The 15465-nt window shown below is 61.2% G+C and carries 12 protein-coding genes; all 12 read left to right on the top strand.

Translation table 11 applies throughout. From position 1 onward, the window contains the following. On the top strand, nt 1-466 hold a 466-nt coding region (locus V7787_RS43400), incomplete at its 5' end, for an SLC13 family permease (RefSeq protein WP_198748421.1). A 293-nt stretch (nt 467-759) separates the two neighbouring features. Beyond that, nucleotides 760-1329: an acyl carrier protein gene (locus V7787_RS43405; protein ID WP_064493112.1), complete on the top strand. Its 570-nt coding sequence runs from the start codon at nt 760-762 to the stop codon at nt 1327-1329. Nucleotides 1330-1340: 11 nt separating this feature from the next. Next, on the top strand, nt 1341-2615 hold the full coding sequence (locus tag V7787_RS43410) for a beta-ketoacyl-[acyl-carrier-protein] synthase family protein (RefSeq protein WP_198748190.1): 1275 nt from the start codon (nt 1341-1343) through the stop codon (nt 2613-2615). Nucleotides 2616-2784: 169 nt separating this feature from the next. Beyond that, nucleotides 2785-3699 (top strand): hypothetical protein, encoded by a 915-nt coding sequence (locus V7787_RS43415; RefSeq protein WP_064493113.1) that lies wholly within the window; start codon nt 2785-2787, stop codon nt 3697-3699. Continuing rightward, complete coding sequence (locus tag V7787_RS43420) at nt 3696-4994, top strand: beta-ketoacyl-[acyl-carrier-protein] synthase family protein (protein ID WP_064493110.1); 1299 nt, start codon at nt 3696-3698, stop codon at nt 4992-4994. Before V7787_RS43415 ends, V7787_RS43420 begins: the two co-directional genes overlap by 4 nt. Then, nucleotides 4991-6202: a beta-ketoacyl synthase N-terminal-like domain-containing protein gene (locus tag V7787_RS43425; protein ID WP_064493109.1), complete on the top strand. Its 1212-nt coding sequence runs from the start codon at nt 4991-4993 to the stop codon at nt 6200-6202. The genes V7787_RS43420 and V7787_RS43425 overlap by 4 nt, the downstream gene beginning before the upstream one ends. Before the next feature lie 38 nt (nt 6203-6240). Next, on the top strand, nt 6241-9111 hold the full coding sequence (locus tag V7787_RS43430; protein ID WP_198748192.1) for an aminotransferase class III-fold pyridoxal phosphate-dependent enzyme: 2871 nt from the start codon (nt 6241-6243) through the stop codon (nt 9109-9111). A gap of 9 nt (nt 9112-9120) precedes the next feature. Beyond that, entirely contained in the window at nt 9121-9858 is a 738-nt protein-coding gene (locus V7787_RS43435) for a 3-oxoacyl-ACP reductase family protein (protein WP_020190178.1), read from the top strand. Further along, complete coding sequence (locus tag V7787_RS43440) at nt 9855-10619, top strand: SDR family NAD(P)-dependent oxidoreductase (protein WP_129932931.1); 765 nt, start codon at nt 9855-9857, stop codon at nt 10617-10619. The genes V7787_RS43435 and V7787_RS43440 overlap by 4 nt, the downstream gene beginning before the upstream one ends. A gap of 2 nt (nt 10620-10621) precedes the next feature. Then, nucleotides 10622-11905: a DUF1302 family protein gene (locus V7787_RS43445; protein WP_104887490.1), complete on the top strand. Its 1284-nt coding sequence runs from the start codon at nt 10622-10624 to the stop codon at nt 11903-11905. 50 nt (nt 11906-11955) lie between these two features. Then, on the top strand, nt 11956-12792 hold the full coding sequence (locus V7787_RS43450; RefSeq protein WP_198748193.1) for an outer membrane lipoprotein-sorting protein: 837 nt from the start codon (nt 11956-11958) through the stop codon (nt 12790-12792). A 33-nt stretch (nt 12793-12825) separates the two neighbouring features. After that, nucleotides 12826-15435: an efflux RND transporter permease subunit gene (locus V7787_RS43455; protein WP_336093850.1), complete on the top strand. Its 2610-nt coding sequence runs from the start codon at nt 12826-12828 to the stop codon at nt 15433-15435. Nucleotides 15436-15465: the final 30 nt, after the last annotated feature.

The following is a 15465-nucleotide window of genomic DNA, read 5'->3' on the forward strand; positions in this document are numbered from 1 at the left end:
CCTCGCCCATTCGGGCAACGCCATGACCGTGGTGCTGCTGGTGTTCGCCGCGGGCATCTTTGCCGGTATTTTCTCGGGTACCAAGATGGTCGATGCATTGGCCCAGACGCTGGTGGACTGGATTCCGGAAGCGTGGAGCCACTGGTTCCCGCTGGTGGTGGCGCTGACCAGCATGCCGCTGACCTTCGTGCTGTCCAACGACGCGTACTACTTCGGCGTTGTGCCGATCCTGGCCAATGCCGCGGCCGCGTACGGCATCGACCCGGTGGAAATCGCCCGCGCCTCGGTGCTTGGCCAGCCGGTTCACCTGATGAGCCCGCTGGTGGCCTCGACCCTGCTGCTGGTGGGCATGGTCGACCGCGATATCGGTGATTTCCAGAAAGCCACCTTCAAGTGGGCCGTGCTCACTTCTCTGGTGATCACTGCGCTGGCACTGCTGACGGGCGCCTTGTCCTTCATGGTTTGAAGCACTCAGGGCGCCGCTTGCGGGTACGGTGATATCCCGCTTCTGGAACTATCGTGCTGTTTCAAGCAATCGATTTTGTCATTTTACGACCCCTCTCCAAGCCCCATTGAGCTGCATAAATCAAAGGTTTCAGGGCGCGTCGGGATTTCTCGCAAAAAGCACTGATGGCACGTTGACTCTCCCCTTAGGGGGAGACTTTAGACTCCCGGCCCCCGATAGATCTGGCCTTAAAACAGCTTTTTTTGGCCCGATGACTTTATTCATTCAATGCGGCTTTTGTAGGGAAACACTCAATGAATAATCCGTTGGAATTGGACAGCGTTATCAGCAGTACACAGGATATTCTTGCGCAGTTGCTGGTGCTGGATAGGGGCGACGTGACAGAGCACAGCAGTATCGTTGACGACCTCAGCGCCGACTCGCTGGACATCGTCGACCTGAGCTTCCAGCTGGGCCGTCAGTACGGTTGCACCTTGCCGAAAACCAGCGTGCTGGATCACGCGGTAGCGGTGTTCGGCGACGCCACCCGGTTTGTCGAAAATGGCCGAATCACGCAGGACGGCGTGGCCTTGCTGGAGCAGAGCCTCAGCGCTTATGCGCCGGGCCAGCTTCACGTGGGCATGCAGCCGGGCGATGTCTTCTCGGCCACCACCGTGCGGAACTGGGCGCAGCAATGCCATAACGTGTTCAACCACCTCCCCGAAACCTGCCCTGAGTGTGGCGCGGCTCATGCCCAACTCAATGAACGCCAACAAGTGGTGTGTGGCGGTTGCAGTGCTCGCCTGACCCCTCTGGACGGTGACTCTATCTCGCGTCTGTTGGTTGAGCAGTACGCGGCCGCCCAGTTGAAGGCTTCGGCGTAGGGGGTGCCTTGATGCAGGCCCGAGAGGTTCTGGTCACCGGCTATGGACTGGTGGCTCCCACGGCACTGGATGCGGCCTCGCTGTTCACGACGATCAGCGAAAACCGTTCCTGCATTGGCCAGCACCCGGCGTTTGTCGAACTGGGGTTTGCGAACCCGGCGGCCGGATTTATCGATGATCAACAATGGCAGGTCATCGCGGCGGCCTTTCCGGGCGACCTGCAGACCACCTCCCGCCAGGAATGGCTGGCGCATTACGTGGCCCGTCAGGCGCTGGCCCATGCCGGGTTGGCCGACGGCGCATTTGCCCGAGTCGCCAGCGGTATTTTCGTCGGGGCCAACAAATATTGCGTGAGCAGTGATTTGCGGGACGCCAGCCGTTACATGGACGATCAGGGGCGGGTCGATCTCGACCAGTTCCTGGATAACCACACCCTCAGCGGTGGGGCGTTCGCCCGGCGGGTTGATCAGCAAACCCGCCATCTCGCCGAATGGCTGGGTGTCCGTGACCATATCTCCACGCATTCCGATGCCTGTGCCGCCGGCACCATGGCCATCGGCAGTGCCTATCGGGCGATCGCCCGTGGCGAGATCGACCTGGCGTTGTGTGGCGCTGTGGAGTTGATGGCCCATGAATTGTCCTACTACAGCTTTGATGGGCTGGGCGCACTCTGCCAGCGCGTGGACTTTTCCCCACAAGAACAGAGCCGGCCGTTCATGCCGGACCGCTGCGGTTTTGTGCTGAGTGAAGGGGCGGCGCTGTTGGTGCTGGAATCCCGCGAGCATGCCGAGCGTCGTCAGGCCTGTTCGCTGGGCCGGGTGCTGGGGTACGCGAATCTGTGCGAGGCAGAGAAAATCACCTCCAGCAGCCGCGACGGCAGCAAGTATGCCGCCTGCATGACGGCGGCCCTGGCCGATGCCGAACTGACCAGTGCGGCTGTGGACCATGTGAATGTTCACGGTACGTCGACACAGGCCAATGACCGTTGCGAGGCCCTGGGCCTGGTGCAGGTCTTCGGCGAAACCCTGGAGCAGATGACGTTCACCGCCAACAAATCTGCCATAGGGCATTCGTTGGCCGGCAGTGGTGCCATTGAGGCGGTGCTGTCGTTGATGAGCATTCAGTTGGGCGTGGCCTTGCCGACCCTCAATTTTCAGCCGGAAAAATCCGAGTTTCCGGCGTTGAAATTCCTTTGCGAACCGTTGCAGCAACCGATCAATGTCGTGCTCTCCAACTCCTTTGGGTTTGGTGGCGTGAACAGTTCGTTAGTGCTGGGCAGGGCATGACATGACCAGATCCAATTCAACCGCTGTTTATATCACTGCGGCGTCGGTACTCAACGCCGCCGGTACTGAATGTGCGCCTCGTGACAGTCAACCTCAGGCCGCGCAACCCCTGGATTTCGACCCGGCACGTCTGGCCCATTGTGTCGCAGCACCCGCCTTGCCGGCGGGTGTGTACGACCGCAGACTGTCCCGCAGCCTCGAGCCTCAGGGCGCGCGCCTGCTGTATTGCGCCGGCCGTCTCGCCGAGACCTTGCGTGGGCTGGAACTGCCCGACGAGCGGATCGCATTGATCGCTGCCATTCCGGAAGTGGATGGCCCCAGTTCGTGCTGGGATGCAGTGCAGGCCATTGGCGCACAACCGGCAGATCTGTTGGCGCAATTCTTTGCCCACACACCGCCGCTGCATGCGCTGATGATGCTCAACAGCAGCGTCATGGCCCACGCGGCTGAGGCCTTGCGTTGCAAGGGGCCCATGGGCGGTTTTTGCTCCCAGGGCAATGCGGGGCTGGATGCTTTGATGGAGGCCGCTGCCCATCTGAGCGAAGGCCGTGCCGATGCTGCCGTGGTCGTCAGCAGCAGTCCGAACATCACCCCGGCGTTGTACCTGCGTGACGCTACTCACCCACCTGTGAACCCCGGCCCGTGGGTTTTCGGCGAAGGTGCTGCGGCACTGTTGCTGACGACCAACCCGGGCAGCGGTGCTCGATCTGCGTTGCGTATTGCCGGGTTTGCCCGTGGTTACAGCGCGCAACCCGAGCGTGGACTGGCGGTTGGTCGCGACGTCATTGAGCGTGCTTTGAGCAACGAAAAACTGTGCCTCAACGATATCGGGCAAGTCGTCGCCGATGCACAGGATCCGCAGATTGCCGCGTTGTTTAGCCTATCGGGGCACACCCTCGAACACTCCAAGGCGTTGCTAGGCGACTTGGGCGCCAGCGCCCTGCTCAGCGAAATTGCTGTGACCTGGGCACTGGATTGCAGCCGTTACACGCTGTTGCTCGAACATAGCCGAGGCGGGCATTGGGGCGCGGTACTGCTGGCCAGAACGTCGTCGGACACAGAGACAATGGAGAGTTACCCATGAGCCCCACACGGATCGTGATCACGGGCATGGGCGCCGTCACCGGCTTCGGTTTCGAGTGGCAGTCCATGTGGCAAAGAATGTTGGCCGGCGAGCATTGCATTCGGCCATGGCAACCGGAAGGCGTCGAGGCGGGTGCGTTCCCCGTGCGTTACGCAGCGCCCGTGGATATGGGCTTGATGCCGGCACACTTGAAAGACCATCCGGCCTGGGGATTGTCGCTGGAAAAACGCACCCGCTTTGGCTGGGTCGCGGCCACCCAAGCCATTGCCGATAGTGGTCTGAGCCCCGAACAGTTGCGTGGCGCGGCGGTATTGTCAGCGTCCGGCGCACCTGCTCATCGTTTGCAGGACATGCTGCTCAGCCTGGCGGATAACCCGGCGCAGGCGCCGTCCTGGGCTCAATTGATGGCGCGACAGGCGCAGGTCGATCCTGACAGTTCACTGTGTCAGAGCAACGACCGCCTTGCGCGGGTGATTGCCGATGGCATCGGCAGTGAAGGCCCGGTGATCAATGTCAGCAGCGCCTGCGCGGGAGCGTCCCAGGCCATCGGCAACGCATTCCAGATGATCCGTCGCGGCGAGATCGAGCTGGCCATTGCCGGGGGCGCCGATTCGGTGCTGAGCCTGGACACCATGACCGCGCTGTATCTGCTCGGCGCCGCCAGCAGCGAACAGCGTTGGGGCACCGAACTGTGTCGGCCGTTCGACCGCCATCGCAGTGGCTTGATTGCGGGTGAAGGTGGTGGTTTCGTAGTGCTCGAAACCCTCGAACGGGCGCTTGCCCGAGGGGCAACGCCGTACGCCGAAGTGCTGGGTTTCGGCAGCAGCCTGGATGCCTACAAAATCACCGCACCCGACCCGCAGGGCCGGGGCGCGGTGCTGGCGATGCAGGCGGCCCTGACGGATGCCGGGCTGGCGCCGCAACAGGTCGATCTGATCAATGCCCACGGTACCTCGACACCCCTCAACGATGCCGCCGAAACCCTGGCGATCAAGACCCTGTTCGCCGAGCGCGAACATTATCGGCGGTTGCTGGTGACGGCCAACAAATCCCAGTTCGGCCACCTGATTGCGGCCGCCGGAGCACCGGAGTTCATGCTCACGGCCCTGGCCTGCCGGGATGATCGAGTCACGCCGACCCTGAACCTGCAGGATGCCGACGAACAATGCGACCTCGACTACTGCGCCCACCAAGCGGTCAAGCGCAAGGTCGACGTTGCCCTGAGCAACTCCTTCGGTTTCGGCGGCCTCAACACTTCGCTGGCGCTGGGCAAGTACCGGGAGGCGCCGCGATGAAACAGGCGGTCGCGATTGCCGGTGCGGGTTGCGTGTTGCCCAGCGGCTGGGGTGTCGAGTCTTTCTGGGCGGCCGCAACCGAAGGGCGCAGTGCAATTACGGCGCTGAACGCCCGACGGTTCAGCAGCGAACGCGTGGTGGCGTTCGGGCAAATTCAGGATCAGGACCACCAACGCAGCCGACAAGACCTTGCGCAAAACCTTCAGCGTTACTGCACGCCGGCAGTGATCTGGGGTGTCAGCGCGGTACGTCAGGCGTTGGAAGAAGCCGGCCTGGCCGATGAGCAGCCGGATGTCCGTTTCGGTTTGTATTGCTGTCAGGGCGGCTACACCCATCCGTCTCTGGAATCCTATGCCGAGTTGTTGCACGGCTGTCGGCAGGACGGCGTCGCCGACATGGCGGCGTTCGCCAAACGGATCCTGCAAGACCGTGCCCAGGACCCTTTTCTGGTGCTCAAAGGCTTGAGCAACTGCTTGCTGGGTGTCACCAGCCTGGCGTTGAAACTGGTGGGCGAGTGCAACGCCTATATGCAAGGTGTCGCCGGCAACCTGGCAGCCTTGCGTGAGGCTACGGCCGCTTTGCAGGATGGCCGAATTGACGCGGCAATCGTTGTCGGCGCGGGCAGCGAGCTGGATGCCCTGGCGCTGTCCGGGTTGGTCCAGGCGGGTGTCATCAGCGCCAACGGCTCGAACACGCTGCTGCCGTTTGACCTTCGGGGCACTGGCGGCATTGCCGGGGAGGGCGCGGCAGCGCTGGTGCTGCGCCGGCGCGAAGACCTGCCGGCCGGTCCTCAGGCGTGCCTCGCCGACATGACGGCCCATGCCTCCCTCGGTCGCTTGAGCCTGCCCGACAGCCCAACCGATGTGTTGGTGTGCAGCGGCACCGGCGATGCGCACAAAGACCGCGTGTTGTGCCAGACGCTGGCCCTTGCGCGCGCCTCGCACATCACCAGCGGGTTGGCGATCAACGGCATTCTCAGCGCGGCGCCGAGCCTGGTGGATCTGACTCTTGCGCGTTGCGCATTGCTGGCCCAAAGCGTGCCGCCGATTGCCGGTTTGCAGCAACCAGTGGCGAACCTGCCGTTCATTCAGGGCGCGCCCCACGCCGCGAGCCTTGCGCATTGCCTGGTGCTGAACCGCGACGACAACGGATTCAGCGCCGCCTATCAAGTGCTCTACAGCGCAAAGGTCACTCAGGACTGCCGCTGACTACCGCCTCTTTTTTACTTTCAAGGGATATGACTGTCATGGATTATCGCGATTTCGTTCGGCCCAAATTCGTCGGCCTGCTCCAGGCACTGGGCCTGGAGTGTGAATTTGAGCGCGCCCTCGGTAGCCAGTTGTTCTACCGCAACCCCAAGGGCGATATGGTCACGGTCACCGACTTTCTCGGCGGTTACGGTGCGGCACTGTTCGGCCACAACGACCCACAGTTTGTCGATCAGCTATGTGCGCTGCTGCGCAGCGACGTGCCGTTCAACGCACAAATGTCGATCCGCGGTGCGGCCGGGCAATTGGGGCGAGCGCTCAGCGACGCCTTCAATCGAGAACTGAAGAACACCGAACGTTATATTTCGACTTTCTCCAACAGCGGCGCGGAGGCGGTGGAGATCGCCGTCAAGCACGCGGAGTTCCGTCGCCAGAAGAGCCTGCAAAAGCAGTTCGACGACATCGATTTCACCCTGGCCAGCCTGACCGCCAGCGAACACGCTTACCGCGAACTGGATGTGGCCGACCTCGACCTGCCTGCAGGTGTCCTGCCGGCCACCCTTAACAGCGTGACCTTGCGTCAGGTGGTTGAAGCCGTTCGCCAACACAACCTGGCGCAGTTGCACATCGAACCGGTATTCGTCGCCCTGCGCGGCAGCTTCCACGGCAAATTGGTCAATACCGTGCAACTGACCTATGGCCGTCAGTACCGCGCGCCGTTTTCCCGTTTTGGTCTGAACGTCGAGTTCATCGACCCACAGCAGCCCCATCAGTTGCAGGAATTGCCGGCACGGCACACGCACCATTGGTTGAGCCTGCAATGGGACGGCGAACACCTGCACGTGCTGCAACTGCCGTTCAGTGCGATTACCGCTGTGTTGATGGAACCGATTCAGGGCGAAGGCGGTATCAACGAGTTCGCGGCCGAGTTCTATCTGGGGCTGCGCAAGCTGTGTAACGAGCAACAATGCCCGCTGGTGGTCGATGAAGTGCAGTCGGGTTTTGGTCGCGCCGGGACGTTTCTTGCCAGCAGCCAGTTCAACCTGCAAGGCGACTATTATTGCCTGTCCAAGGCCCTCGGCGGCGGCTTGATGAAAATCGCCGCGACGGTGATCCGCAGCAGCCACTACGAAGGCGAGTTCAGCTACATCCACAGCTCGACCTTCGCCGAGGACGACCCGTCCTGCCATATCGCGCTGTCGGCATTGCGCCGGTTGTTCGCCGATGACGACGCGATGCTCAAAGACATATGCACCAAGGGCGCCTACCTCAAAGCCTCGCTCAATGAACTGAAGATGGCCTATCCGGATGTGATCGCCGATGTGCGCGGGCGTGGCTTGCTGGTGGGGCTGGAATTGCACGATTTGAGTGTCAGCAGCTCGCTGGTACAGGCGTCGGCCCAGTACAATGATGCCTTGGGTTACTTGATCGCCGGTTACCTGTTGCAATTCGAAGCGTTGCGGGTGGCACCGTCGGGCAGCAACTCCAACGTGATTCGCCTGGAGCCGCCAGCCTGTATCACCCTGGGCGAAATCGACAAGCTGATCGCTGCCCTGCAACGGGTCTGCGACATGCTGCGCCGTGGCGATGCCTTGCCGTTGGCGGCGGGTATCTGCGCGGACTCGATGCCCGCCGTGCCAGCCCGTCAGGACGATTTTCGGGTGGCCGAGCCCGTTGAAAACAGGGATGCCAAGGTCGAAGTCGTCGCTCGGGTAGCGTTCATCAACCACCTGATCGATGCCGATATCCTCGGTGACGTCGATCCCTCGCTGGCAGCCCTGAGCCCGGAACAAAAACGCACGTTCATCAATCGCACCAAGCCTGAACGCCGCGCTGTGCCAGTCGGCCCGGTGATCATTCGGTCGCGCCTCGGCATGGCGGTGGAGTTCACGTTATACCCGCTGTGCATGGACTCGGATGCCATGGCCGAGTACATCCGCAGCGGTGACCTGGACAGCATTCGCGAAGAAGTCGGCAGGCGTGTCACCGATGCCCGCGCCGATGGCTGCAGCATCGCCGGCCTCGGGATGTACACCTCGATCGTCACCAACAATTGTCAGGCGCTGAAGATTGCCGACATGGCGCTGACGTCCGGCAACGCCCTGACCATCGGCATGGGGCTCGAAGCCATCGAGCAAGGCTGTGTACAGCAAGGTTTGGCACTTTGCGAGCAAACCGCTGCCGTTGTCGGTGCCGCCGGTAACGTTGCGTCGACCTATGCCTCGGTGCTGTCCGCCACCGTCGATCACCTGATTCTGATTGGCAGCGGTCGTGACGGCTCGGTTCGGCGCCTGGAGAAAACTGCGCAACAGATTTACGCCGACGCGGCCCGTTCGATCCTCAAAGGCACGGCCGAAAACGACCGCTTGGCCCAGCGACTGCTGACCCTTGATGGTTTTCGTGGCTTGTTGCACTCACATGGCCAAAAAGCCGACCTCGGTTTGCACATCGCCCGTCTGGTGGATGAGCGCCTTGGCGCGAACGCCTTCATCACGGTCACCAACGATCTCGACGCCATCAAGGGCGCACGGATTGTCCTGTGCGCTGCCAATGCGCCTCAGCCGTTCCTCGGTGCCGAACATTTTGCCGAGCGCAGCGTGATTTGCGATATCGCCGTGCCGCTGAACGTCCATCAAGACCTGCCGAGCCAACGCGAAGACGTGCTCTACATGCACGGCGGCATCGTCCAGACGCCGTTCGACGACGGCCTGGCGCCCAACGTGCGGGCCTATCTGAAAAAAGGTCAGCTGTATGCGTGCATGGCCGAGTCGGTGTTGATGGGCTTGTCTGGCATGAGCCAGCACGGCTCCTACGGGGATATCAGCCGTGAGCAAGTTCAGCAGGTCCGCGCACTGGCCGCGACCCACGGTTTCACCCTCGCGCAATTCAAAACTCAAAACTCACTTTAAGGAGCGGTCATGACTCAGAAAATAGCTGTTGTGACCGGCGGCAGCCGTGGCATTGGCAAGTCCATCGTGCTGGCCCTGGCCGGCGCGGGTTATCAGGTTGCCTTCAGTTATGTCCGTGACGAGGCGTCGGCCGCTGCCTTGCAGGCGCAGGTCGAAGGGCTTGGCCGGGAGTGCCTGGCCGTGCAGTGTGATGTCAAGGAAGCGCCGAGCATTCAGGCGTTTTTTGAACGGGTCGAGCAACGTTTCGAGCGTATCGACTTGTTGGTCAACAACGCCGGTATTACCCGTGACGGATTGCTCGCCACGCAATCGTTGAGCGACATCACCGAGGTCATCCAGACCAACCTGGTCGGCACGTTGTTGTGCTGTCAGCAGGTGCTGCCCTGCATGATGCGCCAACGCAGCGGGTGCATCGTCAACCTCAGTTCGGTGGCCGCGCAAAAGCCCGGCAAGGGCCAGAGCAACTACGCCGCCGCCAAAGGCGGTGTAGAAGCATTGACACGCGCACTGGCGGTGGAGTTGGCGCCCCGCAACATCCGGGTCAACGCGGTGGCGCCCGGCATCGTCAGCACCGACATGAGCCAAGCCCTGGTCGGCGCCCATGAGCAGGAAATCCAGTCGCGGCTGTTGATCAAACGCTTCGCCCGGCCTGAAGAAATTGCCGACGCGGTGCTGTATCTGGCCGAGCGCGGCCTGTACGTCACGGGCGAAGTCTTGTCCGTCAACGGCGGATTGAAAATGCCATGAGCCAGGTACGCACGATTGTGATTACCGGCGCGGCCAATGGTATTGGCCGCGCCGTCGCGGAAAATTTTGCAGCCCAGGCCGAGCACCTTTTGATCTTGCTTGATCGGGATCTGGCAACCTTGCAGAGCTGGGTCACCGAGGGCGAATTTGCCGCTCGCATCGAAACCCATCAAGCGGACATCGCCGATCTCGCCAGCCTGCAACTTCTGTTCAAGGGCCTGGCCAACCGGGTCGGCTTTGTCGATGTGCTGGTCAACAGCGCCGGGGTCTGCGACGAGAACGAACCCGAAGACCTCGACAACTGGCACAAGGTCATTTCGATCAACCTCAACGGCACCTTTTACGTCACCTCGTTGTGCCTGCCACTGATGGCCGATGGTGGGCGGATCGTCAACATGTCGTCGATCCTCGGCCGAGCGGGCAAGGTCCGCAACACCGCTTACTGCGCCTCCAAGCACGGCATCATCGGCATGACCAAAGCCTTGGCGCTGGACCTGGCGCCACGGCGAATCACCGTCAATGCCATCCTGCCCGCCTGGATCGACACACCGATGCTGCAAGGCGAATTGGCGGCTCAAGCGCGCATCGCCGGGATCACACACGAGCAGATCCTGCGCAATGCCAAGAAGAAGTTGCCCCTGCGGCGCTTCATTCAGGGCGACGAAGTGGCGGCCATGGTTCGTTATCTGGCGAGCCCGCAGGCTGGTGGTGTCACGGCGCAAAGCCTGATGATCGACGGCGGTGCCGGGTTGGGAATGTAGCCATGGCTCGACTGGGATTGAACCGCGGCCTTTTGGCCGCGCTGGTCAGCCTCGGCCCGCCAGTGGCGATCGCCGAGTGGTTGCCGGAGCATCATGAAGCGGAGATCGGCGTTGCCACGGCCGTGCGTCTGCACGGTGACGACCGGGTCACGCAAAAGGCCGTGTACCTCAAGTTCAGCCTGGAGGATGCCTGGGACAGCGGCTACTACAAGGCCAAGGGCCGAGCCCGTTACGACTTCCGTTATGACGGCAACAACCCATACAGCGCGCAAGCCCGGGATGATTACCGGGCCACTGCCGATTGGCGGCACCTTTACTGGGGGCTCTACGTCGGTGACGGCGAGCTGACGGTGGGCTGGCAGCAGGTGGTGTGGGGGCGTGCAGATGAATTACGGGTGCTCGATCAGATCAACCCGCTGGATTATCGCGAGGGTGTGATCGGTCTGTTGGAAGACAGCCGCATCGCCGTGCCGATGATTCGCCTGGTGCAGCCGGTCGCCGAGTGGGAGCTGGAAGCGCTGGTGATCACTGATTTTGTGAAAAACCAGGCGCCGGCCGTCGGCAGCGAGTTCGATGCACCGATCTTTGCCACACCCGATCCGCAGATGTTCGTGGTCGATTCGCGGCCCGGTTATGACGGTCACAGTGGCTTCGGTTACGGCGCCAGTGCCAACGGCCGGGTCGGCACGGTGGATGTCAGCTTCGTTGCCCTCAACGCCCGCCAACAGGACCCGGTCTACGCCGTCGAAGGCCAGACCGAAGAGGGCCTGATTCGCCTCGAGCGGCAATTCCCGCGCTATTCCATGGGCGGCGCCGGTGTGGCCATCGATGCCGGCCACAGCATCGTGGTACGCAGTGAAGTCGCCTACTTCGACAATTGGCGCGTCACCAATCCTTACCGCGCTTACGGCAGCGACCAGACGGCGATGACCAAGTCGCTGCTGGGCGTCGATTACCTATTGCGGGACTGGCTGATCTCGACGCAGTGGCAACATCAGCGGCTGCTCGACTGGCAGCCCGGCATGGTCCAGGACAAGCGCGACGACCTGTTCACCGTGTCTGCCGAAGGCTCGCAGTTCCAGGATCGCCTCAAGACCCGTCTGGTATTCGGCATGTCGCCGCCAGCGCAGGACGACAGTTTCGTTCAGGGGATCTTCACCTACAAACCGGTGGACTGGCTCAAGTTGGGGCTCGAAGTCGATGTGTTCTTCGGCAAGCCCGACCGCCAGTTCGGTGCGTACGACAACCGCGACCAGGTGCGCTTGTCCGCCGGTTATCTGTTCTGACCACACCGGTGCGGTGTGCGAACCACTCAAACAATGAAAAGGAAATCGCCATGTTGCCCATCTTCAAGACCCTGACTGTAAGCGCACTGCTGCTGAGCGCCGCTGCCGCCATGGCAGCTGAAACACGCACGGCCGACGAAATCATTCGCCAGGCCCGGGACCGCGATGACGGCAAGAGCTTCATGTCCCAGGTGTCCCTGATCCTGATCGACAAGCAAGGTAACAGCCGCATCCGCGAGTTCAGCTACCTGCAAAAGGATTACCCGGACAGCGACAAGTTCACCATGTATTTCTCCTCGCCGAGTGATGTACGTGACGTCGCCTTCCACATCGAAAACCCGCGCGAGGCCCTGGGCCTCGAAGACAGCCAATGGATGTATTTGCCGGTCAGCCGACAGACCCGAAGGATTTCCACCACCGACAAACGCGGGGCGTTCATGGGGAGCGACTACTCCTATGCCGACCTCGACAAGATTCGCGCCGAAGACTATCGCCAAACGCTGGTTGGCGAAGAGCAGTTGCAGGGCCGCGATTGCTACGTGATCGAGCGTGAGCCGGCGACGCCTGCCGTGCTGGCCAAGACCGGCTACAACAAGCTCAAGGTCTGGGTTGACAAGAAGAACTCACTGGTGCTGCGCCAGGACTTCTTCGATGTAAAAGGTGTGATGTTCAAGCAGATGCGCACCCTGAAGACTGAAACCATCGACCAGATCGACAGCATTACCCTCAGCGAAACCGAGGACTTCATCGCCGGTACGCGCTCTCAGCTGCGCTTCAACCAGTTGCAGTACAACGTCGCGCTGGACGACCGCCTGTTCACGCAGACCGCGATCAAGCGCGGGCTGAAAGCCGGCGACTTGCCGGAATACGCCGTGTCTGCCCGCTAAGCGCCGCTCCCGATTCATCTGGAACCCTCATTCATGGAAAGATACCTGAACTTCGTCGAGCGCTATGCGCGGGCAATTGTGTTCGTGCTGGTGGCGATCACCGCCTACTTCACCTACACCCTCGGCGCGCTGATGTCGGACACCAATCCGTATCTGCTCAAGGACACTCACCCGGCGCGCAAGACGATCATTGATTTGCAGCGCGAGTTCACCGGCACCTATGACTCGGTCATGGTGGCGCTGAACAACCCCGAGAGTGTCTTCAACACCACGTCGTTGAACGCCCAGTTCGAGCTGTCCCAGGCCATACGCCGGTTGATGCTGGCGAACGATGAGGACCGTGTCGAACTGCAGCGCATCGTCGGCCTCCACAGTGGCGACCCTGATGCTCAGGCTTTGCTGGTGCAGATCCTCGCCGAGGGTTTTTCGCAGAACAACTACGCTGCCGCCAAAGCGCTTCGTGACCATGGGATTGCCCGGAACTGGGACAGCCATGACCTGCAGTTTTTGAGGTTTCTTGCCGAGCGGCTCAACCCGATCCAGGAAATGGCCTCGATGGCTGATCTGGAAAACATCAGCTTGAGTGCCGATGGCGAGTTGTGGATCCACAAGACCCTGCACGCCCTGGATATGGACCCGATCAAGGTCGAAGCGCAGATCATGGGCAACGAGCAGATGGTCGGTGGCGTCGTCTCGGCGGACAAGAAAGTCGCCATGGTCGTCGCCGAACTGGGCACCAAACAGGACGACGCTCAGGCCCAGTTGCGTGCCTATCACCAGGTCCGCGAGATCATCGCGAAGTACCAGGCCGCCCACCCGGAGTTCACCGATGAGGTGTTCATCGCCGGCATGCCGATCTTCATTGCGGCCCAGCAGGAAATCATCGATCACGACCTGGCGATGCTGTTCCCGATCGTGTTCCTGTTGGTCACCTCTCTGCTGGTTTTCTTCTTTCGCAAACCACTTGGCGTGGTGCTGCCGCTGTTCAATATCCTGTTCTGCACCATCTGGACCCTTGGCCTGATGGCGCTGCTGCGTGTGCCGATGGACTTGCTCACCAGTGTCTTGCCGGTGTTCCTGTTCACCATCTGTTGTGCCGACGCGATCCACGTCATGGCCGAGTATTACGAACAGCTCAATTCGGGTAAGTCTTTCCGCGAAGCCAACCGTGAAACCCAGCGCCTGATGGTCACGCCGGTAGTGTTGACAACGGTCACGACGATTGCGACGTTCCTGATTTCCACCACCAACAACATTGTCAGCATCCGCAACTTTGGCGTATTCATGTCCATCGGCCTGACGGCGGCGCTGATCATCTCGTTGCTACTGATTCCGGCGTGGATTTCGATCTGGGGCAAAGATGCCGTCCCACGCAAAGTGCAACTGAAAGAGTCGCTGATCTCCCACTATCTGGTGGTGTTCTGTGCCTGGCTGATTCGCTGGCGCAAGCCGGTATTGCTGGTGACCCTGCCGTTGTTGGCGATGATGACGGTGTTCACGTTCAAGGTGGATATCGAAGACTCGGGCATTGCCTACTTCAAGAAGGACAGCCCGGTGCGGATGTCCGACGAGTTCATCAACCGGGCTGGAGTCGCGGGTACATCGCCGGGCTGGATCGCTTTCGACACCAAGACTCCGCGTGGCGCGCTGACCACTGAAACCGTGCAGTTCCTCGACCGTCTGGACCAGTTCATCAAGGCCCAGCCGAACGTGAGTTACACCTATTCGGTGGCAACCTACATCAAGCGCATGAACCTCGTGCTCAACGACATGAACCCTGCTTTCCTGCGGGTGCCGCAGGCGGTGGAGCAGGTGACGGTGGTCGATGATGACGGCAAACCGGAGACCTTCGATGTCGATGGCAACTCGCTCATCGAACAACACATCATGATGTTCGAGAACGGTGGCGGCACTGACTTGCAGAACGTGCTCAATGCCGATTACTCGAAGGCGGTGACGCTGTTCACCATGACCTCCTCTGTGGCGGGCGATTACCAGGCGATGCTCGATAAACTGGACGCCTGGCTGGTCATCAACAAACCGGCCAACCTGCAAGTCACCCATGCCGGTACGCCGTACATATGGACCGGGGTGTTGCAGGAAATCACCCAGGGTCAGGTGCTGAGCTTCTCGCTGGCGTTGCTGGCCGTGACCTTGATGATGATGTTCTGGCTCAAGTCAGTACGCCTGGGCATTCTCGGCATGCTGACGTTGCTGACCACGTCGGTGACGGTGTACGGCAGCATGTACCTGTTGGATATCGAGTTGAACATCGGTACCACACTGGTGACGTTCCTGGTGGTGGGCGTGGTGGATTACGCCGTTCACCTGCTGTCACGGATCAAGATGCTGGTGCAGAAGGGCATCGAGATCGACGAGGCCATCCTGATGGCCATGCAGGGCGTCGGGCGCTCGACGGTGGTCAACGTCGTGATCTTCTCGATGGGCTTTGTCGCGCTGCTGTTCTCCGCCTACAAACCCGTCATTGACCTGGGGGTATTGGTGATACTGGCGCTGTCATCCAGCGGCTTCATGACCATTTTGTTGGTCACGCTGATTTCGCCGTGGTTCTTTGCCTCGATTGTGCCGCAGCCAGCAGTGCAAGAGGGCGAGCAGCCGGGGGGTGGGGCTGTGCCAGGCTAAATCGCCGGGGCGCCTGCGTGCTGAAAACGG

This window comes from Pseudomonas sp. CGJS7, assembly GCF_036961695.1.

What these genes read in the sequence shown, in the direction of transcription:
- V7787_RS43435 (WP_020190178.1), top strand. Translation starts at nt 9,121, where the DNA reads ATGACTCAGAAAATAGCTGTTGTGACCGGCGGCAGCCGTGGCATTGGC.
- V7787_RS43440 (WP_129932931.1), top strand. Translation starts at nt 9,855, where the DNA reads ATGAGCCAGGTACGCACGATTGTGATTACCGGCGCGGCCAATGGTATT.
- V7787_RS43450 (WP_198748193.1), top strand. Translation starts at nt 11,956, where the DNA reads ATGTTGCCCATCTTCAAGACCCTGACTGTAAGCGCACTGCTGCTGAGC.
- V7787_RS43445 (WP_104887490.1), top strand. Translation starts at nt 10,622, where the DNA reads ATGGCTCGACTGGGATTGAACCGCGGCCTTTTGGCCGCGCTGGTCAGC.
- V7787_RS43455 (WP_336093850.1), top strand. Translation starts at nt 12,826, where the DNA reads ATGGAAAGATACCTGAACTTCGTCGAGCGCTATGCGCGGGCAATTGTG.
- V7787_RS43420 (WP_064493110.1), top strand. Translation starts at nt 3,696, where the DNA reads ATGAGCCCCACACGGATCGTGATCACGGGCATGGGCGCCGTCACCGGC.
- V7787_RS43405 (WP_064493112.1), top strand. Translation starts at nt 760, where the DNA reads ATGAATAATCCGTTGGAATTGGACAGCGTTATCAGCAGTACACAGGAT.
- V7787_RS43425 (WP_064493109.1), top strand. Translation starts at nt 4,991, where the DNA reads ATGAAACAGGCGGTCGCGATTGCCGGTGCGGGTTGCGTGTTGCCCAGC.
- V7787_RS43430 (WP_198748192.1), top strand. Translation starts at nt 6,241, where the DNA reads ATGGATTATCGCGATTTCGTTCGGCCCAAATTCGTCGGCCTGCTCCAG.
- V7787_RS43410 (WP_198748190.1), top strand. Translation starts at nt 1,341, where the DNA reads ATGCAGGCCCGAGAGGTTCTGGTCACCGGCTATGGACTGGTGGCTCCC.